The 20,582-nt window shown below is 67.2% G+C and carries 25 protein-coding genes and 1 tRNA gene; 20 read left to right on the top strand and 6 right to left on the bottom strand.

The genetic code is table 11. The features are described 5' to 3' along the window. Positions 1-99 precede the first annotated feature (99 nt). The 15 genes from IP65_RS18110 (at position 100) to IP65_RS18045 (ending at position 11,494) form a co-directional block, all read left to right on the top strand. Positions 100-576, top strand: a complete 477-nt coding sequence (locus IP65_RS18110) for a GspH/FimT family pseudopilin (RefSeq protein ID WP_054132574.1) — start codon at positions 100-102, stop codon at positions 574-576. After that, positions 576-959 (top strand): type II secretion system minor pseudopilin GspI, encoded by a 384-nt coding sequence (gene gspI, locus IP65_RS18105; protein ID WP_054132573.1) that lies wholly within the window; start codon positions 576-578, stop codon positions 957-959. Before IP65_RS18110 ends, gspI begins: the two co-directional genes overlap by 1 nt. Beyond that, positions 956-1,516, top strand: a complete 561-nt coding sequence (locus tag IP65_RS18100; RefSeq protein ID WP_054132572.1) for a type II secretion system protein GspJ — start codon at positions 956-958, stop codon at positions 1,514-1,516. Before gspI ends, IP65_RS18100 begins: the two co-directional genes overlap by 4 nt. A gap of 2 nt (positions 1,517-1,518) precedes the next feature. Then, on the top strand, positions 1,519-2,463 hold the full coding sequence (gene gspK, locus IP65_RS18095; protein ID WP_171794994.1) for a type II secretion system minor pseudopilin GspK: 945 nt from the start codon (positions 1,519-1,521) through the stop codon (positions 2,461-2,463). Between the two features lie 130 nt (positions 2,464-2,593). Further along, positions 2,594-2,670 (top strand) — tRNA-His (locus tag IP65_RS18090). A gap of 177 nt (positions 2,671-2,847) precedes the next feature. Further along, positions 2,848-3,576, top strand: a complete 729-nt coding sequence (ccmC, locus tag IP65_RS18085) for a heme ABC transporter permease CcmC (RefSeq protein WP_028658416.1) — start codon at positions 2,848-2,850, stop codon at positions 3,574-3,576. 39 nt (positions 3,577-3,615) lie between these two features. Further along, positions 3,616-3,786, top strand: a complete 171-nt coding sequence (locus IP65_RS21770) for a hypothetical protein (RefSeq protein ID WP_022678378.1) — start codon at positions 3,616-3,618, stop codon at positions 3,784-3,786. Then, positions 3,783-4,235 (top strand): cytochrome c maturation protein CcmE, encoded by a 453-nt coding sequence (gene ccmE / locus IP65_RS18080; protein ID WP_022678377.1) that lies wholly within the window; start codon positions 3,783-3,785, stop codon positions 4,233-4,235. The genes IP65_RS21770 and ccmE overlap by 4 nt, the downstream gene beginning before the upstream one ends. Beyond that, the gene (locus tag IP65_RS18075) at positions 4,232-6,175 is read left to right on the top strand and encodes a heme lyase CcmF/NrfE family subunit (protein ID WP_054132570.1); all 1,944 of its coding nucleotides are present in this window, start codon (positions 4,232-4,234) and stop codon (positions 6,173-6,175) included. Before ccmE ends, IP65_RS18075 begins: the two co-directional genes overlap by 4 nt. Further along, on the top strand, positions 6,172-6,732 hold the full coding sequence (locus tag IP65_RS18070; RefSeq protein ID WP_022678375.1) for a DsbE family thiol:disulfide interchange protein: 561 nt from the start codon (positions 6,172-6,174) through the stop codon (positions 6,730-6,732). Before IP65_RS18075 ends, IP65_RS18070 begins: the two co-directional genes overlap by 4 nt. Next, positions 6,729-7,181: a cytochrome c-type biogenesis protein gene (locus IP65_RS18065; RefSeq protein WP_054132569.1), complete on the top strand. Its 453-nt coding sequence runs from the start codon at positions 6,729-6,731 to the stop codon at positions 7,179-7,181. Before IP65_RS18070 ends, IP65_RS18065 begins: the two co-directional genes overlap by 4 nt. Then, complete coding sequence (locus tag IP65_RS18060; RefSeq protein WP_054132568.1) at positions 7,178-7,903, top strand: tetratricopeptide repeat protein; 726 nt, start codon at positions 7,178-7,180, stop codon at positions 7,901-7,903. The genes IP65_RS18065 and IP65_RS18060 overlap by 4 nt, the downstream gene beginning before the upstream one ends. A gap of 142 nt (positions 7,904-8,045) precedes the next feature. Then, a complete protein-coding gene (locus IP65_RS18055; RefSeq protein WP_054132567.1) occupies positions 8,046-10,016 on the top strand; it encodes a potassium transporter Kup in 1,971 nt (656 codons plus the stop codon). An 84-nt stretch (positions 10,017-10,100) separates the two neighbouring features. After that, complete coding sequence (locus tag IP65_RS18050) at positions 10,101-11,129, top strand: sensor histidine kinase (RefSeq protein WP_054132566.1); 1,029 nt, start codon at positions 10,101-10,103, stop codon at positions 11,127-11,129. Then, a complete protein-coding gene (locus IP65_RS18045) occupies positions 11,126-11,494 on the top strand; it encodes a response regulator (RefSeq protein WP_054132565.1) in 369 nt (122 codons plus the stop codon). Before IP65_RS18050 ends, IP65_RS18045 begins: the two co-directional genes overlap by 4 nt. Positions 11,495-11,522: 28 nt before the next feature. On the opposite strand, the gene IP65_RS18040 is transcribed toward IP65_RS18045, so the two are convergent. From IP65_RS18040 to IP65_RS18015, 6 genes are all read right to left on the bottom strand, one after another. Next, positions 11,523-11,870: a hypothetical protein gene (locus IP65_RS18040; protein WP_054132564.1), complete on the bottom strand. Its 348-nt coding sequence runs from the start codon at positions 11,868-11,870 to the stop codon at positions 11,523-11,525. Between the two features lie 77 nt (positions 11,871-11,947). Continuing rightward, positions 11,948-12,610 (bottom strand): inner membrane-spanning protein YciB, encoded by a 663-nt coding sequence (locus IP65_RS18035; RefSeq protein WP_054132563.1) that lies wholly within the window; start codon positions 12,608-12,610, stop codon positions 11,948-11,950. Further along, positions 12,607-13,533 carry a signal recognition particle-docking protein FtsY gene (gene ftsY, locus IP65_RS18030; RefSeq protein ID WP_054132562.1) on the bottom strand — a complete coding sequence of 309 codons (927 nt, stop codon included), beginning with the start codon at positions 13,531-13,533 and terminating at the stop codon, positions 12,607-12,609. The genes IP65_RS18035 and ftsY overlap by 4 nt, the downstream gene beginning before the upstream one ends. Then, entirely contained in the window at positions 13,530-14,735 is a 1,206-nt protein-coding gene (locus tag IP65_RS18025) for a MiaB/RimO family radical SAM methylthiotransferase (protein WP_255352226.1), read from the bottom strand. Before IP65_RS18025 ends, ftsY begins: the two co-directional genes overlap by 4 nt. A 35-nt stretch (positions 14,736-14,770) precedes the next feature. Continuing rightward, a complete protein-coding gene (gene dapF, locus IP65_RS18020) occupies positions 14,771-15,592 on the bottom strand; it encodes a diaminopimelate epimerase (protein WP_054132561.1) in 822 nt (273 codons plus the stop codon). 61 nt (positions 15,593-15,653) lie between these two features. After that, positions 15,654-17,342, bottom strand: a complete 1,689-nt coding sequence (locus tag IP65_RS18015) for a bifunctional diguanylate cyclase/phosphodiesterase (RefSeq protein ID WP_231627777.1) — start codon at positions 17,340-17,342, stop codon at positions 15,654-15,656. 337 nt (positions 17,343-17,679) lie between these two features. Between IP65_RS18015 and ffh the strand changes: the two genes are divergently transcribed. The 5 genes from ffh to IP65_RS22250 form a co-directional block, all read left to right on the top strand. Continuing rightward, positions 17,680-19,191: a signal recognition particle protein gene (gene ffh, locus IP65_RS18010; RefSeq protein ID WP_028658413.1), complete on the top strand. Its 1,512-nt coding sequence runs from the start codon at positions 17,680-17,682 to the stop codon at positions 19,189-19,191. A gap of 39 nt (positions 19,192-19,230) precedes the next feature. After that, positions 19,231-19,629: a 30S ribosomal protein S16 gene (gene rpsP, locus IP65_RS18005; RefSeq protein ID WP_022678363.1), complete on the top strand. Its 399-nt coding sequence runs from the start codon at positions 19,231-19,233 to the stop codon at positions 19,627-19,629. A 15-nt stretch (positions 19,630-19,644) separates the two neighbouring features. Then, positions 19,645-20,133 carry a ribosome maturation factor RimM gene (rimM, locus tag IP65_RS18000; RefSeq protein WP_022678362.1) on the top strand — a complete coding sequence of 163 codons (489 nt, stop codon included), beginning with the start codon at positions 19,645-19,647 and terminating at the stop codon, positions 20,131-20,133. Between the two features lie 30 nt (positions 20,134-20,163). Further along, on the top strand, positions 20,164-20,436 hold the full coding sequence (locus tag IP65_RS17995) for an AbrB/MazE/SpoVT family DNA-binding domain-containing protein (RefSeq protein ID WP_022678361.1): 273 nt from the start codon (positions 20,164-20,166) through the stop codon (positions 20,434-20,436). Next, positions 20,436-20,582, top strand: a 147-nt coding sequence (locus IP65_RS22250; RefSeq protein WP_156306730.1) for a PIN domain-containing protein, incomplete at its 3' end; no start/stop codon positions are given. The genes IP65_RS17995 and IP65_RS22250, both read left to right, overlap by 1 nt.

Genomic DNA, 20,582 nt, shown 5'->3' with positions numbered 1-20,582 from the left:
CGGCATCCAGGCCGGGGTGCCTCGAAAGCGGATTGGCTTGGCTCCAAAGCGGCGCCGGCCCTGCTTGCCTGGGCCGCGCCCTGGGCGCAATTCCACCGCATGAACCGGGCGCTGCTGCCTGCGGCGGAGGCAGGCTTTTCTCTGGTGGAACTGATGGTGGCCCTGGCAATCGCCGGGTTGGCCGCCACGGCCGTGATTCTCAATCTGCCGTCCACTACGGCCACGCCCGCGATAGCCGCACAGCGCCTGGCCGTGCGGCTGGCCGCCGCGCGCGACATGGCGGTGATCGCGGGCCGGCCGGTGGCGGTCACGCTCGATGCGACCGGCTATGCCTTTGCCCAGCGCCGCGATGGCGCCTGGGTCGATCCGGCTGATCGCCGCTTGCGCCGCCAGGCCTGGCCGGCCGGGGTCGCCCTGGCACCATCGGCGGGACAGGGCAGTGCGCGGCATCTGGTGTTCGATACGATGGGCATGGCCAATGCGCCGCTTTCCATGACGCTTTCGGCCGGCACTGGCACGGCCAAGGTGCATGTTGCCCGCGATGGCGTCGTGGCGGTTGGCGGAGCGAGGCCGTGATGACGGCGCCACATGCCCAGGCCGTGCCGCCCAGCGAGGCCGGCTTTTCCCTGCTCGAGGTCATGGTCGCGCTGGCGGTATTCGCGATCGCTGCGCTGGCGCTGCTGCGGCTGGAGGTGGCAAGCCTGGCTGGCAGTGCCACGCTCGACCGGCGCTTCCTGCGTGAGGTGGAGGCGGGCAACCAGGCGACGCAATGGCGTACAGACCCGGGCGGTGGCGTGCCCGGCATGGCTGGCGGCATCGTCGTCAACGGCGGTCGGCGCCTGGCCTGGCAGCGGGTGGTGCGCCGCGATGGCGCGGTGCTGGTGGCGCAAATCTCGGTGCGCGCGCTCGATGCTCCGCAAGAGGTGGCCGTGGCGCGGGCCGTGCGCGCTGCGCCATGACCGTTCTGCCGCCCGGCGAGCGGGGCTTCAGTCTGGTCGAGATGCTGGTTGCCCTGGCGGTCTTCGCCCTGATCGCCACGGCGGCGCTGGCCTTGCTGCGCGGCACGGCAAGCAGCGAACGCACGCTGCGCCATCACGATGCTGCGGCTGGGCAAATGCGCCGCATGGTTGCGCTGTGGCAGGCCGATCTGAGCCAGGCCGAGCCGCGCCTTGGCCTGACCACCGGGGGCGATGGCGTGGTCCTGGCCCTGGTGCGCGATGGCTGGACCAACCCCGACGGATTGCCACGGCCGCCGCTGGAACGCCTGGAATACCGCTGGACCGGCCAGGCGCTGGTGCGGCGTAGCTATCCCCAACTAGCGGGCGCTGCTGCAGATATCGATCTGGCCGTGCTGCCGCTGACCACGCCGCCGCGCCTGCGGCTGCGCGACGCGGCGGGGCAATGGCATCAGGGCCAATGGACAAGGCCCGATTTCCCCGTGGCCGCCGAACTGGTCATCGCGCCTCCGGGCTTGGCGGGCCCCCTGCGCCTCGTCTCGCCGTTGGGGCAGCCGTGAGCGTGGCACAACCCCCGCCGCACGAACGCGGCGCGGCGCTGCTCGGTGTGCTGCTGCTGGTGGCGATCATGGCCGTGCTGGCCGGCCTGATGCTCGATCGGCTGGGTCTGGCCACGCGGCTGGCGGGCAATGCGCAGGCGCAGGCAGCCGCCCGCCGCGCCCTGGCCGAAGGGGAAGTGCGGTTGCTCGCCAGGCTTGCCCAGCCCGGCGGCGCGCTTCACCGGGCGGAGCGTGGCGGTTGGGCCGTGCCGCGCGGGCAGATTGCCTGGCAACTGGCGCCGGGTGGCAACTGCTTCAACGTCAACGCCCTGGTTGATGCGGCGCCCGATGGCACGCTGCGCGTGCGCCCGGCGGGCCTGCTCGAACTGCGCGCGCTGATGGCCTCGCTCGGTATCGGCAGCAGCCAGGCCGCGCCATTGGCTGCGGCCATGGCCGATTGGATCGATAGCGACGCGCTGTCCTTGCCCGATGGTGCAGAAGATGCCGACTATGCGCGCTTGGCCACGCCCTATCGCACGGCCGGGCGACCGCTCGTGGCGGTGGGTGAACTGCGCGCGGTGCGCGGCATGACTGGCCCGCTCTATGCGCGGCTTGCCCCCTGGCTCTGTGCCTTGCCCGAGGTGGGCAGCTCACCCATCGCGCTGGGCAGCCTGGTGCCGGGGCAGGGGCGCCTTCTGGCAATGTTCGCGCCCGATGCGCTGAGCGTGGCGCGGGCCGAGCAGATCATCGCCCAGGCGCCACCCGGCGGCTATCGCGATCTGGCCTCTGCGCTGGGTGCGGGTCAGGGGCTGGCGACTGGGGAAATCGTGCTGGTCGATCGCTGGTTGCGGGTGCGGCTGGTCGCCACGATCGATTCGCAAGCCGTGGAGGAAGAGCTGCTGATCGATGCCGGCACCACCCCGCCACGGATCGCCGGGCGCAGCTGGGGCGAGGCGGCTGATCGCTGAAAAAGTTATCCCCCGATGCAAGTTTTCCCTTTTCAAGGCGGCAGGATTGTTGCAAGGGCGGCCACCCGAACGGAGCACGCATTTGCAGCTTCGCTCGGAACGCGGAACAACGCCCCAGGGCGCCGCCGTGGCGATCGTAGCTCAGTTGGTTAGAGCGCCGGTTTGTGGTACCGGAGGTCGGGGGTTCGAACCCCCTCGATCGCCCCATTTCTCCCGACATGACAAGACATTCCCTGCGGGGGTCCCGGCGCGGCATTGGCGCGCCCGTTTCATCCCAAGGTTCAAGGCCTTCGCGCCGCTGTTTTGCTTGCCCTTGATCTGGCGCAATGGCACAGCATGCGGGCCGGGCCATGCCCGGTGGAGAAGGATCCCAAGTTCAAAAACATGCACGGTTTTGCCAATCCCGCCCGTTTCCTGCGGCTTGCCCGCTGGCTTATGCCGCTGTTGCTGGGGGTTGGCCTGGTCCTGGCCTTTGGCGCGCTGGCCTGGGGCCTGCTGATGGTGCCGCCTGACCGGCTGATGGGGCAGACCGTGCGCATCCTTTTCATCCACGTGCCCTGCGCCTGGCTGGGCATGGCCGGATGGACCACGATCGCGGTGTCGAGCCTGGTGGAACTGGTCTGGCGCCACCCGTTGGCGGCCATCGCGGCGCGCGCGGCGGCGGTGCCGGGCGCAGCATTCACGGCCATGTGCCTGATCACCGGATCGATCTGGGCACGGCCCACCTGGGGCACCTGGTGGGTGTGGGATGGCCGCCTGACCAGCTATCTCATTCTGCTGTTCCTCTATTTCGGCTATATCGCGCTGGCTGGCGCGGCGCAGCGTGATGCCGCCGCCGGCAGCGGGGCCAGCCGCGTCACCGCCATCTTCGGCATGGTTGGCGCGATCAACATCCCGATCATCAACCGTTCGGTGGTGTGGTGGAACAGCCTGCACCAGCCCGCCTCGATCACGATGGGCAAATCGGCCATCGATGGCACGTTCCTGTGGCCGCTGCTGATCGGCGCGCTGGGCTTTTCCTGCATTTTTGGCGGTGTCGTGCTGGCGCGCATGCGCACGCTTCTGGCCGATATCCAGGCCGAGGCGCGCCTGCGCCGCAAGGCCATGGCCTGATGTTGCACCGCGCGCTGCTGCTCCACGGAAACCCGCATCATGCATGAACGACTTGATCAATGGCACTATGTGGCGGCGGCCCTCACCATCGGGGTGGTGGGCACGCTGCTGCTGGTTGGCATCACGCTATGGTCGATGCGGCGGGCAGAGGCCCGGCGCGACGCGGTGCGCGGCGGAACCCGCGCCCCGGCACGAAAGAACCAGGCATGAGCGCGATCAAGGCCAAGCATCAACGGTTGGTCCTGCTGGTGATCGCGCTGGCCGCGCTGATCGGGGCGGGGCTGCTGGCCGCCTGGGCGCTGTCCACGCAGGCCAGCTATTTCTATGTGCCGAGCGACTTGGTCGCCCACCCGCCCGAACAGGGCCGCGCCGTGCGGCTGGGCGGCATGGTGCAGCGCGGCTCGATCAAGACGATGCCCGATGGCGTGACGATCACGTTCGTGGTCGGTGATGGCAAGGCCACCGTGCCGGTGCGCTATGCCGGGATCACGCCGGATCTGTTCGTTGAAGGATCGGGCGTGGTCGCCGAGGGCCGCATGGAGGGAAAAACCTTCGTGGCCGACAATCTGCTGGCCAAGCATGACGAGAAATATGTCCCGCGCGAGATGAAGGACATGACGGAAGGGCAGGCCAAGGCCGTGGTGGCAGAAACGAAATGATCGCGGAACTCGGTCTTGCCATCCTGTGGATGGCGGCGGCACTGGCGGTGCTGCAACTCGTGGCGGGCGCCCTGGCGCTGCGGCCGCAGGGCGCGGCAATGCTGGGCGTGGTGCGTCCGGTGGCGGTGATGCAGGGTATTCTGGTGGCGCTGGCCTTTGCCGCGCTGATCACCCTGTTCGTCACCACCGATCTCTCGGTCAAGCTGGTGGCGGAAAACAGCCATTCGGCCAAGCCGCTGATCTTCAAGATTGCCGGCACTTGGGGCAACCACGAAGGCTCGATGCTGCTGTGGGTCACGATCATGAGCCTGGCGGGGGGCTTTGTGGCGCTGGTAGAACGGCGCCTGCCGGAAAAGACGCTGATGGCGACGCTTGCGGCGCAGGCTTTCGTCAGCCTCGGCTTCTACGCGTTCCTGCTGCTCGCCTCCAACCCCTTTGCCCGCTTGCCACAGCCCGCGCCAGAAGGCGCCGGGCTCAACCCGCTGCTGCAGGATATCGGCCTCGCGTTCCATCCGCCCACGCTCTACGTCGGCTATGTCGGGCTTTCGATCGCGTTCAGCTTTGCCGTGGGTGCGCTGATCACGCGCGACGTCGGCCCTGCCTTTGCCCGCGCCATGCGGCCCTGGGTGCTGGGCGCGTGGATATTCCTGACTATCGGAATCACCGCAGGCTCCTATTGGGCCTATTACACGCTGGGCTGGGGCGGCTGGTGGTTCTGGGATCCGGTCGAAAACGCCTCGCTCATGCCCTGGCTCGCGGCCACCGCATTGCTTCATTCGGTCTCGGTGCTGGCGGCGCGCAATGCCCTTCGCGCCTGGACGGTGATGCTTGGCGTGATCGCCTTTTCGATGTCGATGGTCGGCACGTTCCTGGTGCGCTCGGGCATTCTCACGTCGGTCCACGCCTTTGCCGTCGATCCGGCGCGGGGCAGCTTCATCCTGGCGCTGCTGGCGATCTACATCGGCGGTGCGCTGCTGCTGTTCGCCTTGCGCGCCAGCACGGTAACCGAAGGCGCGCGCTTTGCTTTCGTCAGCCGCGAGGCGGCCTTGGTGTTCAACAACGTGATGCTGTGCGGCATCCTCGGCATCGTGCTGCTCGGCACGCTCTATCCGCTCTTGACCGAGGCGTTCGGCGTCAAGGTTTCGGTGGGTCCGCCCTATTTCAACCCGGTGTCGGCGATCTTTGCCTTTCCGATGATCGTGGTCATGGCCGTGGGGCCACTGCTGCGCTGGAAGGATGATCGCGGCGGGCGCATCGGGCCGATCCTCGCCGTGCCCGCGCTGGTGGCCATCGCCGCCGGTGGCGCGGCGTTTGTCGCCGGGGTGAGGGTGCTGCCGGCGTTGGGCCTGGCCCTGGGCGCGGGGCTGGCCATCGCCAGCCTGCTGCCGCTGCGAGGGCGCAACCTGCGCCGCACGCCGCTGCCCATCTGGGGCATGGTCATTGCCCACCTCGGCATTGCCGTGGCGGCCCTGGGCATGGCCAGCGAAAGCGCATTCTCCACCGAAACACTCGCCGCGCTCAATCCGGGTGAAACCCGCCAGGTCGGCCCCTATGCCCTCACGCTCGATCGCATCGATCCGGTGGCGGGGCCCAATTGGACCGCGCTGCAGGCCACGGTTTCGGCCCACTATGATGGCGGCGATGCCACGGTGCTGCTGCCCCAGGCGCGGGTCTTTGCCAATCCGCCGGGCACGCGCACCGAATCCGCTCTGAAAACCCGCTGGAACGGCCAGCTCTATGTCGTGCTGGGTGAAGAAGGCCAGGATGGCCGCTGGCAGATGCGCTTCTGGTGGAAGCCGTTCGTGCCGCTGATCTGGCTGGGCGGCCTGCTGGTGGGCCTGGGCGGCCTGCTGGCGCTGATCGGCCGCGTGGCGCGCGATGTGAAGCGGCTGGTGGCGGTCGACAAGATCGCGTTCCGCCGCGAAAGGCAGGGACGATGAGCACGCAGCCCGCTTCCCCCGCGCGACGGCCGGGCTTGGCGCTATGGTTGCCGCTGGTGCTGTTCGGCGGTTTTCTGGCGCTGGTGGTCTATGGCCTGGTGCGACCAGACAATCGCGAGGTGGCCAGCACGTTCATCGGCAAGCCCATCCCGGCGTTTGCGCTGCCGCCGGCCAGCGATGACCGGCCGGGCCTGAGCAATGCCCAGTTCGTCGGTGGCAAGCCGCGTCTGCTCAACATCTTTGCCTCGTGGTGCGGCCCATGCGCGGTCGAATCGCCGCAACTGGCGCAACTGGCCAAGGCCGGGGCAGAGATCGACGGCGTGGCGATCCGCGATCGCAAGGATGATCTGGCGCGGTTCCTGGCCGCCAATGGCAATCCCTTCGCCCGCATCGGCCAGGATGATCTCAGCAAGGTGCAGATCGGCATCGGCTCGTCGGGCGTGCCGGAAACCTTCGTGGTCGATGCCCATGGCGTGATCCGCCACCAGCATATCGGCGCGATCATGCCCGAAGACGTGCCGGTGATCCTGGCCAAGCTCAAGGAAGCCGAACAATGAAACGGGCTCGTTTCATTTCTGCGGCGACGCTGGCGCTGCTGCTGCCGCTGGCGCCGCTGGCCGCGCAAGACAGCCTGCCGCCCGCGCCCTATGCCTATCGCCAGCTGCCCGATCCGGCGCAGGAGGCCAAGGCGCAGGCGCTGATGGAAACGCTGCGCTGCCTCAAGTGCCAGAGCCAGTCGATCGCCGATTCCGATGCCTCGATGGCTGGCGACATGCGCAACGAGGTGCGCAGCCGCATCGCCGCCGGGGAAGATCCCGAGGCGATCCGGCAGTGGCTGATCGATCGCTATGGCGATTATGTCAGCTATACGCCGCAGGTGAAGCCGTTGACCTGGCCGTTGTTTGCCGCGCCGGTGGTGTTTCTGGGCTTTGCCGCCCTGCTGCTGCGCGGCCGCTTCCGCCGTGGAAAACGGGCCGATGCGGCCCTGCGCAAGGACAAGCCATGACCTGGGTGATCGTTCTGGGCGTTGCCGCCATCGTGTTTGCCGTGCTCGTGCTGGTGGGGCGGCTGCCGCGCGCCGGATGGGAAGTGACCGGCGCTGCGCTGCTGTTCGGCCTGGCGGGCTATGCCCTGCAGGGGCATCCGGCCGAGGCTGGCGCACCCACCCCGGCTGTGGAAAACGCCGCCGTGGCCGATGCGGCTCTGCTCAAGGAGCGCCAGGCCATGGGGAGTGCCTTTGGCAAGGGGCGCAGCTGGCTGATCCTGGCCGATGGCCTGACGCGCCAAGGGCAATATCGCGCGGCGGCCGATGTCTTGGCCAAGGCCGCGCAGGAAAACCCGGATGACGCCGATATCGAGGTGGCGCTGGGCAACGCCCTGGTCGGCCATAGCGAGGGCCTGATTACCCCGGCCGCGCAATATGCGTTCCGCCGCGCGGCGATGATCGATCCCAATCACCCCGGCCCGCCGTTCTTCATGGGCCTGGCCATGGCGCAATCGGGGCGCCTTGCCGATGCCCGTGCGTTGTGGGCCGATCTGCTCGCCCGCTCGCCCGCCGATGCGCCCTATCGCCAGGATCTGGCGATGCGGCTGACGCGGCTGGACCAGATGATGGCGGCCAGTGGCATGCCTATCCCGCCGGCACAGCCTGAGGCGTCGGGACAGGCGCAAGCCGCCAAGGCCCCGTCTGGCGCAGCAACTCCCGCACCCAAGCCCGCCGCACGGTGAAATATCGGGAACCGCTTGCCACAGATGGCGGTTTGGTCACCATTGCTTCAGGTTGGGCGCCGGTGCTAAGCGCCGCCCCGATTCGGCTCTATCGCGGGCCGGACAGTGCAATGGGGCCGAAGCGGCCGGGGGCAGTCTCGCCATGAACAATGCCGTGGGTGATGCCGTGGGTAACGCCGGAACCGCAGGGAATCCGTCCACGGCCAATGCTGCCTCGCCCGTTGCGGGCCATGGGCATGCGCATGGCCAGGGCCGTGGGCAGGCGAGTCTGATCAAGATGGCGGTCGGCGCTGTCGGCGTGGTCTTCGGCGATATCGGGACCAGCCCGCTTTATGCCTTGCGCGATACTTTTGCCGGGCATCATCGCCTGCCGCTCGACCAGACGCATATCTATGGCATCGTCAGCCTGATGTTCTGGTCGATGATGATCATCGTGACGCTGAAATACGTCTCGGTCATCATGCGCGCCGACAACAAGGGCGAGGGCGGCAGTCTGGCGCTGTTGGCGCTGATCAACCAGCACACTGCCGGCAAGCGCTGGGGCCGTGGCATCGTTCTGCTGGGCGTCTTTGCCACCGCGCTGTTCTATGGCGATTCGATGATCACCCCGGCGGTGTCGGTGATGGGCGCGATCGAGGGGCTTTCGGTCTATCAGCCCAGCATGCAAAGCTGGGTGGTGCCGATGGTGGTGGCCATCCTGATTGCCCTGTTCCTGATCCAGAGCCGCGGGACCGAGCGCGTCGCCACGTTCTTTGGCCCGATCATGCTGGTCTATTTCGCCACGATCGCGGTGCTGGGCGCCATGAGCATTGCCCTGCTGCCCGAGGTGATCGGCGCGCTGTCTCCGCATCACGCCGTGGCCATGTTTGCCGCCGATCCGTTTCGCGGTTTCCTGGCCATGGGCGCTGCCGTCCTGGCGGTGACCGGGGCCGAAGCGCTCTATGCCGACATGGGCCATTTCGGACGCAACCCGATCCGCGTGTCGTGGCTGGCGCTGGTGCTGCCGGCGCTGGTGCTCAACTATCTGGGCCAGGCCTCGTTGCTGATGCGCGAAGGCTCTGCTGCGCTGGTCAGCCCGTTCTATTTCCTGGCGCCCGACTGGTTCCAGTGGCCGCTGCTGATCATTGCCAGCCTGGCGGCGGTCATCGCCAGCCAGGCGGTGATCTCCGGCGCATTCTCGGTCACCCAGCAGGCGATCCAGCTGGGGTTCATCCCGCGCATGACGATCCGCCATACCAGCACGTCGGCCGGGCAGATCTATATCCCGGTGATCAATTCCGCGCTGATGGTGGCAGTCATCCTGCTGGTGCTGATGTTCCGCCATTCCTCCAACCTCACGGCCGCCTATGGCATCGCCGTGACCGGCGCGATGATGATCGACAACGTGCTGCTGGGCGTGGTGCTGATCAAGCTGTGGCACTGGCGGCCGGTGCTGGCCACGGGCCTGCTGGCGCTGTTCATGGCGATCGACCTTGGCTACCTGGGCGCCAACCTGACCAAGATCCCCGATGGCGGCTGGGTGCCGCTGGCCATGGGCATCACCATCTTTACGCTGCTGACCACCTGGTCGCGTGGGCGCGCCCTGATGCGCGCCGGGATGGCCGAAGGGTCGATCCCGCTCGAAGTGTTCACCAAGTCTGCCCATTCCAGCGCGGCGCGGGTGGCCGGCACGGCGATCTTCATGGCCTCTGCCTCCAACGGCGTGCCCTCGGCGCTGTTGCACAACATCAAGCACAACAAGGTGCTGCACAACCGGGTGGTGATCCTGACGGTGCAGATCCAAGATGAACCCTATGTCGATCTGGCCCAGCGGTCAGCGGTCAAGGATTTCGGCAACGGCTTCTATCGCCTGACGCTGCGCTTCGGCTTCCTGGAAGAGACCGACGTGCCCGCCGCGCTCAAGACCATCACCACCTGCGGCGAACCGTTCGACATGATGAAGACCAGCTTCTTCCTCTCGCGCCAGACGCTGATTCCGTCGGACAAGCCGGGCATGGCGCTGTGGCGGGAAAAGCTGTTTGCCTGGATGCTGCGCAATGCGGCGAGCGCCATGGAATTCTTCCGCTTGCCGACGAACCGTGTGGTCGAACTTGGCAGCCAACTGCGGATTTGATCGAAAGCGGCGCCGTGCAGGGCTTGCCGCTGCGGCGTGGCATGCCATGCTCTGTAAGCTGCGCAATCTTGGGGCGCCCTGCGCGTGACTGAAGCTGATATCCTCCGCGATATTCTCGATACCCAGCTGGATATGCTGTGCCGGTTCACCGCCGATGGCACGATCCTGTTTGCCAACACCGCCTATGCCCGCATGATGGAAAGCCCGCGCGCCGCGCTGACCGGGCGCAACGTGTGGAAGTTCATCCCCACGAGCGAGCACGCCACGATCCAGCGCGAGATGGCGTTGCTGACCCCGGAAAACCCGTCACGCACCATCGAGAACCGCCTGGAGGCGGCCGATGGCAGCGTGCGGTGGACGCTGTGGCGCAACCATGCGCTGGAATTCGATGCCCAGGGCCGCTGGCAGGTGATGCAATCGACCGGGATCGACATTACCGAGCGCAAGATCCTGGAAGACCGGCTGCGCCTGCTGATCGAAGAGCTTAACCACCGCGTCAAGAACTCGCTGATGGTGGTCCAGGCCATGGCCTGGCAATCGTTTCGCGGGATCGAGCAGCCCGCCGCGGCGGCCGTGGAGAATTTTACCGCCCGCCTGCATGCCCTGGCGGCAGCGCACACCATCCTCAGCCGTGGTCAGTGGGCCGGCGCGCCGCTGGCCGATGTGGTGCGGCAGGGGCTGACAATCTGCGCAGGCAGTGTGCAGGGCGATGGTGGCGCCCAGCGCTTGAGCCTTGGCGGGCCTGATGTGACGGTGGGCGCGGCGGCCACGGTGTCGCTGGTCATGGTGCTGCACGAGCTGGCCACCAACGCTATCAAGTATGGCGCGCTGTCCAACGCCGAAGGCACGGTGACAATTGCCTGGGACTTGGGCGATGATGGCGCGGTGGCGCTGGAATGGCGGGAGCAGGGCGGACCGCCGGTGGCGCCGCCCGCGCGCAGTGGCTTTGGTTCACGCCTGATCCGCGATGCCATCACCCGGCAGCTTTCGGGAGAGGCGCAGATCGATCACGCGCCCGATGGCGTTGTGGTGCGCCTGGTGTTGCCGGCCCAGCATTTTGAAGCGCCTGCCATTGCCCCGATCTGGTCAGACGCGACGAAGGACCCTGCATGACCGACCGCGCCCAATCGCTGTCTGGTCGCCGCATATTGGTGGTGGAGGACGAGTTCATCGTCGCTGCCATGCTGGCCGATGTGCTGGAGGACGAGGGCGCGCAGGTGATCGGCCCGGTGGGAACGCAGGCGGACGGCATCACGGCGGCTACGGCAGAATCCCTCGATGCAGCGGTGCTGGACTGGAACCTCAATGGGCAACCCGGGGCACCAGTGGCACGCGCCTTGCGCGAGCGGGGCATCCCCTTCGTCATCGCCACCGGTTATGGCGCGGTGGAGGCAGAGTTCGCCGATGTACAGATCATGCACAAACCCTATGCCCCCGCTCAGTTGACCGCTTGCCTGGGAGGCTTGCTGGCCGGCTGAGCCGGGGGCACGGAGCCTGCGTTCAAGATCAGTGCTTGAGCGTGTCGGACGCTTCGTCGGCGCCCTGCTTCACGCGATTGCCAAACTTGTCGGCGGCGGTGCCGGCCTTGTCGGCCGCCTTGTCGATCTTGCGGCCAGCGTCGTCGGCGGCCTTGTCAGCGGCCCGGCTGGCATTGTCGAGCGCCTTGTCGGCGGCGGCACCCACGCTATCGGCAGCCTTGTCAGCGGCGCGGCCGGCATCCTTTGCGGCGTTCTGCGCATCGTTGGCGGCCGAGTCGGCAGCGGCGGCCGTCTTGTCCTGGGTCTTTTCCGAGCAGGCGGCAAGGCTGGAGCCGGCCAGCATCAGGGCGGGAAGGGCAAGGAAAATACGGCGCATGTGACGGTCACTCCCGTTCGTGGTGGTTTGCCAAGGCCAACGCCGAACGCGGCTTGGCGTTCCCCCACGCGGTGCGATCAATCGTGTGGCGTGTTGGTCTCGGCCTCTTCCACGCCCTGTTCGCTGCCCAGGCCATGGCGCAGCAGCATCGGGATCTGGGCAAAGGTGAACAGGAACGACAGCGCGCTCACGCCCCACAGCTTGGCCGTCAGCCAGCCATCAAAGGTCAAGGTATGGCGCAGCACTTCGTTGAGCACGGCCAGGAACAGGAAGAACCACGCCCAGTTGCGCGACAGCTTGCGCCAGCCGGTTTCATCCAGCCCGTCGAACGCGCTTTGCAGCAGCATGCGCAGCACCGCCTTGCCGCGCGCCAGGCCGATGAACAGGCCGGCGGCAAACAGCAGGTAGATCACCGTGGGCTTGATCTGGATCCAGAACGGATCGCCCAGGAACACGGTAAGGGTGCCAAAGCCCAGGATCAGCGTGGTGGACAGCCACAGCATCGGCGAAACGTTGCCCAGGCGCCATTTCGACGCGATCAGCGCGGCTACTGTGGCGATCATGAACACCACGGTGCTCTTGGTGATCGCCACCACTGCGCCCACGCCGGCATCGCTGCTCTTGTCCGGGCTGAAATGGCGATAGGCCAGGAAGAACACCAGCAGCGGCCCATAATCGACCGCCAGGTTCACCCAGGATGATTTGGGCTGCGATTTGGGCTGGGCCTGATCCGCGCTCATTGAAACACCCCTGCAATCACCTTGGCCACCAGATCGGGATCGAACGGCCGAAGGTCGTCGATGGTTTCGCCAACGCCGATGGCGTGGATCGGCAGGCCATACTGTTCGGCGGCCGCCACCAGCACGCCGCCGCGCGCCGTGCCATCCAGCTTGGTCATGATCAGGCCCGATACGCCGGCCACATCCTTGAAAATCTCGATCTGCGACAGCGCGTTCTGGCCGTTGGTGGCATCGAGCACCAGCACCACGTCGTGCGGCGCCTCAGGGTTGAGGCGGCCGAGCACGCGGCGCACCTTGGCCAGTTCGTCCATCAACTCGCGCTTGTTCTGCAGGCGGCCGGCGGTGTCGACGATCAGCACGTCGGTGCCAACATCGGTGGCTGCCTTGACCGCGTCGAACACGATCGAGGCGGGATCGCCGCCTTCGGGCCCGGTGATGATCGGCACGCCCAGCCGATCGGCCCAAACCTTGAGCTGGCCGATCGCGGCGGCGCGGAACGTGTCGCCTGCCGCCAGCATTACCGAATAGTCCAGTTCCTGGAACAGGTGCGCCAGCTTGGCGATCGTCGTGGTCTTGCCCGAACCATTGACGCCAATCACCAGGATCACCTGCGGGCGGGGAAAGGCGACGATATCGAGCGGCTTGGCCACGCCGCGCAGGATCGCGGCGATTTCATCGGCCACGGCGCCGCGCAGGGTGGCATCATCGAGCCCCTGCTCGAACCGGGCACTGGCTAGCTTGGCGCGGATGCGCGCCGCCGCGCGCGGGCCCAGGTCCGACATGATCAGCGCGTCCTCGATCTCGTCGAGCTGGGCCTCGCTCAAGCGCGTGGCGCCGCCAAAGCCCGCCAGGTTGCCGGCCAGCCGCTCCGAGGTCTTGCGCAGCCCGCCTACCAGGCGATCCGACCAGCTGTCGCTACTCATGCCAGCATTCCTTCTTCGATTCTTTCAGGTGTCAGCGTCACCAGGCTGCCCGGCGCGGTGCCGGCAGGCAGGCGATAGGGCGCGAAATCCGGGCCATGGCCGGTGCCGTCGCGTTCGGCAAGCACTTGTGCAGGGCGGCCGACCAGGCCTTGCAGCCAGGCCGCACGGGTTTGCGCCACGGCGGCACGCAGTTGCGCGGCGCGTTCGCGCACCACCGGCGGCGGCACCTGCGGCATGCGCGCGGCGGGCGTGCCGGGGCGGGGGGAATAGGGAAAGACATGGCCGTGGACGATGCCGGCCTGCGCCACGATGCTCAGGTTCTCGGCATGCATGGCGGCGTCCTCGGTGGGAAAGCCGGCGATCAGGTCGGCACCTATCGCCATGTCGGGGCGATGCTGCCGCAGGGTTTCGATCAGGGCCAGCGCCTGGGCACGGCTGTGGCGGCGCTTCATCCGCTTGAGCACCAGGTCTGCGCCCGATTGCAGCGAGAGATGCACGTGCGGCATCACGCGCGGCTCGTGGCACAAGAGGTCGAGCAGCAACGGATCGATTTCCACCCCGTCGACCGAAGATAGCCGCAGCCGGGGCAGGGCAGGGAACGCGCGCAGGATCGCCGCCACCAGATCGCCCAGGCGCGCCGGTTCTGGCAAGTCTGCGCCCCAGCTTGTCAGGTCAACGCCGGTCAGCACCACTTCGGCCACGCCGTGGGCCAGATGGCCGGCCAGGGTATGCAGCACCTGCGCCACAGGCACCGACCGGCTGGCCCCACGCCCGGCCGGAATGATGCAGAACGTGCAGGCGTGGTCGCAGCCGTTCTGCACCGCCACGAACGCGCGGGTATGCCGCTCGGATGCGGCGACCGGCACGGCCGGGGCAGGCACCTGCCAGCGGGCGGGATCGAGCTTGGCTGCGTTGGGCACCACGCCATCCACCTCTGCCATGGCAGCAAAGCCGGCGGGATCGATCGTGGCGGCGCAGCCAGTGACGAGCAGGCGTGCCCCGGGATGATCGCGGCGCAGGCGGCGCACCGCGCGGCGCGACTGGCGCACCGCCTCTGCCGTGACGGCGCAGGAATTGACCACCACCGTGGGCGTCGGCGCGGCGGCCAGCAGATGGCGGATCGCCTCGCTTTCCGACAGGTTCATGCGGCAGCCCAGCGTCACCACGCCAGCCGGATCGGCCAGCACAGAACCGGTTGCCACGTCAGGCGCAGAGGCTGCTTGGGCCAAGGCCGGCCTCAGAGCGGGTAGAGCGCGTCGTCGAATGCGCCTTCAAAGCTGGTGGTGGCAGGGCCGGTCATGACGATATGGCCGCCTTCGGGCCAATCGATCCGCAACGCGCCGCCGGGCAGATCGACCGTCACGCTCCGTCCCACCAGCTTGCGGCGCATCGCCGCCACTGCCGTGGCGCAGGCGCCGGTGCCGCAGGCGCGGGTCAGCCCGGCGCCACGCTCCCACACCCGCAGCGAGAGGTGATCGGGGCCGACCAGGCTGGCCACGTTGACGTTGACGCGTTCGGGAAAGACCGGGTCATGCTCGATGATCGGGCCGAGCCGGGCCAGGTCCACTGCGGCGGCATCGGGCACGAAGAACACGGCGTGGGGGTTGCCCACGTTGACGGCCACGGGGTTTTCCAGGTCTTCCCAGGCCAGCGGCATGGCCATGGTATCCATGGCATAGGCCAATGGAATGGCATTCCAGTCGAACCGGGGGGCGCCCATGTCCACCGCGATGCCGGCCTCGCTTGCCTGCGCCTCGATCAGGCCGCCGCCGGTTTCGATCCGGGTGCGGCCCGCTCGTTCGCCGCCCAGCAGCAGGCCCACGGCGCGGCTGGCGTTGCCGCAGGCGCCCACTTCGCTGCCATCGGGATTGAAGATGCGCATCTTCACATCGGCCTGGTCCGACGGTTCCAGCACGATGAACTGGTCGCAGCCGATGCCGGTGTGGCGATCGGCCAGCGCCGCGGCGCGCGCGGGCGAGACCGGCAGCGCGGTTTCGCGCGCGTCGATCACGACGAAATCGTTGCCCAGGCCATGCATCTTGATGAACGGAATACGCATGGGCGCGATCTAGGCGGCAAAGGGTGGCGGCGCAATGGCTGCGCTGCTTGTCACACCGGGTTCAGCCGAGCGCGGCGCGGTTCTGGCCTGGCGTTGCCGGCTCTTGCGCGGCTGCGTCGGCCGGGGTGGCGTTGCCGATCAGCAGATCGTCGGCGGCCAGTGCGGCGCGCACCGTCTGGGCATCCTGCGGATGGCCATAGAGGAAGCCCTGGCCCTTGAACGAGCCCAGCTTGCGCAGCTCTTCGAGCACGCCCTCGGTTTCGATCCCTTCGGCGGTCAGCGGCAGATCCAGCCCCTGGCCGAGCGAGGTGATCGCGGCCACGATCGTGGCGCTGTCCTTGCAGCTGTCGAGCGTGGAGACAAAGCTGCGGTCGATCTTGATGCGGTCAAACGGCAGCGAGCGCAGCTGCGCGATCGAGCTGTAGCCAGTGCCGAAATCATCAAGGCTCAAGCGGATGCCCTGGTTCTTGAGGCTGGCGACCAGCGAGCGGACCAGCGGCAGGTTTTCGTGCAGGCAGGTTTCGGTGATTTCCACGTCCAGCCGGTGCGGGGGGAAATTGGCCTCGACCAACAGCTTGAGCAGGCGCTGCGCAAACCAGGGGTCACGCAGCTGCAAAGGCGAGACATTGACCGACAGCGTGAGCGAGGGATCCCATTCGCGGGCATCGACCAGCGCCTGGCGGATCAGCGACTCCGAAAGTTCGGCAATCACGCCGATTTCCTCGGCCACGGGAATGAACACGTCGGGCGCGATCAGGCCATGGCGCGGCGATTGCCAGCGGGCCAGCATCTCGAAACCGGAAAGCCGGCCGGTGTCGATGTCGATCTGCTTTTCGTAATAGGGCACGAATTCGCCGCGCGCGATGCCTTCGCGGATGCCGGTTTCCAGCTCGGCGCGGAACCGCAGTTCCTTTTCCATCGTCGGGTCGAACCAGCAGAAGCGATTGCGGCCGCCGCTCTTGGCCTGGTACATGGCGAGATCGGCGTGGTGTTGCAGGCGGGCAGCGATCGTCGCGTCGTCAGCCTGGGGTGGCATGGTGGCGCCATCGCTGCGCGCCAGGCCGATCGACCCGGAAATATCCACCTCGCAATCAGGCAGGCGCACCGGCTCGCCCAGCGTGGCATTGAGCTTTTCGGCCAGTTGCTCGACCATCGCCGCGCGCGCCGGGTCAAACCGCATGGCGCAGGTGAATTCGTCGCCTCCGATGCGGGCGATGATCGCGCCCGGCGGCAGCGTGGCGCGCAGGCGATCGGCCGTTGCCACCAGCACCGCGTCGCCGGTCTGGTGGCCATGCAGATCGTTGGCGCGCTTGAACTTGTCGAGGTCGAGCATGAACAGCGCCACGGCGTCGCCATGGGCGCGGGCCTCGGCCACCAGGGCTTCGATCGCACCATCCAGGCTGCGGCGATTAAGGCAGCCGGTCAGCGGATCGGTAAAGGCCAGGGTACGCGCTGTTTCCTCGGCCCGGCGCCGCTCGCGCACTTCGCCGGTCAGTTCCACATACCGGCGCCAGCCAAAGATGATCAGCGCAATATTGAGCAAGAGCGCATTGGCCAGCACCGAATCGACACTCGCCCCGCCGAACAGCACATGGCGCAAGGCGCGGGTGAGCACTGCCGAACCGGACCCCACGAACAGGATGATCGCTGCGGTGATGATGCCCAGGGCGACGACATCGCGCTCGGCACGGGCGATGCCGGTTGGTGCCGCTGATGCGGGTTGGCCGCTTTCCATTGCCGCACTTGCCATACCGTTACCTGCTCGTTTCCCCCGGGGGGGCAGCTTGCATGCATGCCCTGTTACCCACCTGCGGGAAACTACGTGCAGGCTGTTGAAAGATTGGTTAAGGGGCCCAAAGCCCCCGCTTGGCCGGCATTTTTGCCGCAGGAGGGCGCGGCGCAGGGTTGCAATCGGGCAAGGGCGCGGGTAAGGGCACCGCTCTGCCAGAGCCGGGATTCGCCGGCGCTTGCGCAGAGTCGTTTTGTACGCCCCCTGTTGGATGGCGCACGCTGGTCGGCGAGGTTTCGCCCACCGGCGTTTTTCGCGTTATCGGCTGGCGGCGCCCGTTTTGGCAATGGAGCAGCGCGTGTTCGACAGTCTTTCCGACCGGCTTGGCGGTGTATTCGACCGCCTGCGCGGGCGCGGCGCGCTTTCCGAGGACGATGTTCGCGCCGCCATGCGCGAAGTGCGCATCGCCCTGCTGGAGGCCGACGTGGCCTTGCCGGTGGTGCGCCGCTTCATCGATCGCGTTACCGAAGAAGCCGTTGGCCAGTCGGTCCTGAAGTCGGTCACGCCGGGCCAGCAGGTCGTCAAGATCGTCAACGACGCGCTGGTTGAAATGCTGGGCAGCGAGGCCGCCGATCTCGATCTGGCAGCCGCCCCGCCGGTGGTGATCATGATGGTCGGCCTGCAGGGTTCGGGCAAGACCACCAGCACGGCCAAGATCGGCAAGCTGCTCAAGGAAAAGCGCGGCAAGAAGGTGATGATGGCGTCGCTCGACGTCAATCGCCCCGCCGCGCAGGAACAGCTGCGCGTGCTGGGCGAGCAGGCCGGCGTTGCCACGCTGCCGATCGTGCCGGGCCAGTCGCCGGTGGAAATCGCCACGCGCGCACTGCATTCCGCGAAGCTTCAGGCCGTGGACGTGCTGCTGCTCGATACCGCTGGCCGTCTCCACGTCGACCAGGCGCTGATGGACGAGATGAAGGCAGTCGCTGCCATCTCCGTGCCCAAGGAAACCCTGCTCGTCGTCGACTCGCTGACCGGCCAGGACGCGGTCAACGTGGCGCAGGCGTTCGCTGGCGAAGTTGACCTGACCGGCGTGGTGCTGACCCGCATGGATGGCGATGCCCGCGGCGGTGCGGCGCTGTCGATGCGCGCGGTTACCGGCAAGCCGATCAAGTTTGCCGCCACCGGCGAAAAGCTCGACGCGATCGAACCGTTCCAGCCCGAACGTGTTGCCGGCCGCATCCTGGGCATGGGCGATATCGTCTCGATCGTCGAAAAGGCGGCGGCGACGATCAAGCAGGACGAAGCTGAAAAGCTCGCCGCGCGCATGGCCAAGGGCCAGTTCGACATGAACGATCTGCGCATGCAGTTGCAGCAGATGCAGCGCATGGGCGGCCTGGGCGCGCTCGCGGGCCTGATGCCGGGCATGAAGAAGGCCAAGGCGGCGATGGCGCAGTCGGGCATGGACGACAAGGTGCTGCTGCACATGGATGCGATCATCGGTTCGATGACGGCCAAGGAGCGCACCAAGCCCGAACTCTTGAACGCCAAGCGCAAGATCCGCGTCGCCAAGGGGTCCGGCACCACGGTGCAGGACGTCAACAAGCTTCTGAAGATGCACATGGAAATGGCCAAGGCCATGAAGCAGATCAAGAAGATGGGCGGCCTCAAGGGCCTGGGCGCGCTGTTCGGCAAGGGTGGCCTTGGCGCCGCGATGCCGGGCCTTGATCAGCAGGCCGGCCCCGGTGGGCTCGGCGGCGGCATGGGCGGCGGCCTTGGCGGTATGGGCGGCGGTGGCGGCCTTCCCGGCCTGCCCGGCATGGGCAGTGGCGGCTTGCCGTCAAACCTGGCTGACCTGCTCAAGAAGAAATGATTTTATCCTGATTTTTCAGTTTGTTTGAAAGGTAGTCGAATGTCTGTTTCTCTGCGTCTGTCGCGTGGCGGTTCCAAGAAGCGCCCCTATTACAAGATCGTTGCTTCGAACAGCCGCGCCCCGCGCGATGGCAAGTATCTGGAGCAGGTGGGCACCTACAACCCGCTGCTCGCCAAGGACGCCGAAGACCGCGTGCGCCTGGTCGAAGACCGCGTGCGCTACTGGCTCGGCGTTGGCGCCCAGCCGACCGACCGCGTTGCCCGTCTGCTCGACAAGGCCGGCATCAAGGAACGCGCCCCCACCAACAACCCGCAGGCTGGCGAACCCGGCAAGAAGGCCAAGGAACGCGCTGAAGATCGCGCTGAAAAGGCCGCTGCTGCTGCTGAAGCGGCCGCTGCTGCCAGCGCCGAACCGGCTGCCGAAGCCACCGAAGCCTGAGCTTAGGCAAGCGGCATGACGCATGATCGTCCGGTCACGCTTGCGGCCATCGCCGGCGCGCATGGCGTGGCCGGCGAGGTGCGCCTCAAGCTGTTTGGTGAAGGCGTGGCGGCGTTGAAAGCCTACAAGGCGTTCAACGGCGGCACGCTGACCCTTGAAAAGCTGCGCGACGACGGCAAGGGCGGGGCAATCGCCCGCTTTGCCGAAGTCACCACGCGCAATGCGGCAGAAGGCCTGCGCAGCACGGCACTGACCGTCCCGCGTTCGGCCCTGCCGCCGCTCGCCGACGGCGAATATTACCATGCCGATCTGATCGGCCTGCCGGCTCATTCCACCGACGGCGCCGTGCTGGGCACCTGCGTGGGCGTGGACAATTATGGCGCAGGTGACGTGCTCGATATCGAGCGGCCCGATGGCAAGCGCTTCATGGTGCCGATGCGCGCCGAAGCGGTGCCCGAATGGAACGCGGACCGCCTGTTGATTGACGCTCTCTACGCGGAATAGTATATACCTCCCGGATATACGGAGGTTGCCGTGACCGAGCAATTCACTGTCCGAAGTTTCAAGTCCGGCAATTCGGTGGCCCTGCGCCTGCCGAAAGGGCTTGGCATCGAGGCGGGCGAGGAACTGATCGTGGTTCCCCATGCCGATGGCAGCATGACCGCCTGGCGGAAAGCGCAATCGCGCGAGGCCTTTCTGCGGCTGTTTGGCAGCGTGTCTGAAGCCTTCATGGCGCAGGGGCGCGGCGACACCGACCAGGGCGACTATGACTGGCCCGACACGCCGCACCATCCGGCAGCGGCCTGATGTACCTGCTCGATACCAATGCATGCATCGATTTTCTCGCCGGGCGCAGCGAGTCACTTGCCGCGCGCATGGGCGAGAATTTCGGCAAGCTGTTCGTTTCCACGATATCGGTCGCCGAACTGATGGCCGGTATACGCACGTCTGCC

The organism is Novosphingobium sp. AAP1 (assembly GCF_001295765.1).
Taxonomy (GTDB): domain Bacteria; phylum Pseudomonadota; class Alphaproteobacteria; order Sphingomonadales; family Sphingomonadaceae; genus Novosphingobium; species Novosphingobium capsulatum.
The sequence above is the reverse complement of the archived record's forward strand: the minus strand, read 5'-3'. Positions and strand labels throughout refer to the sequence as shown.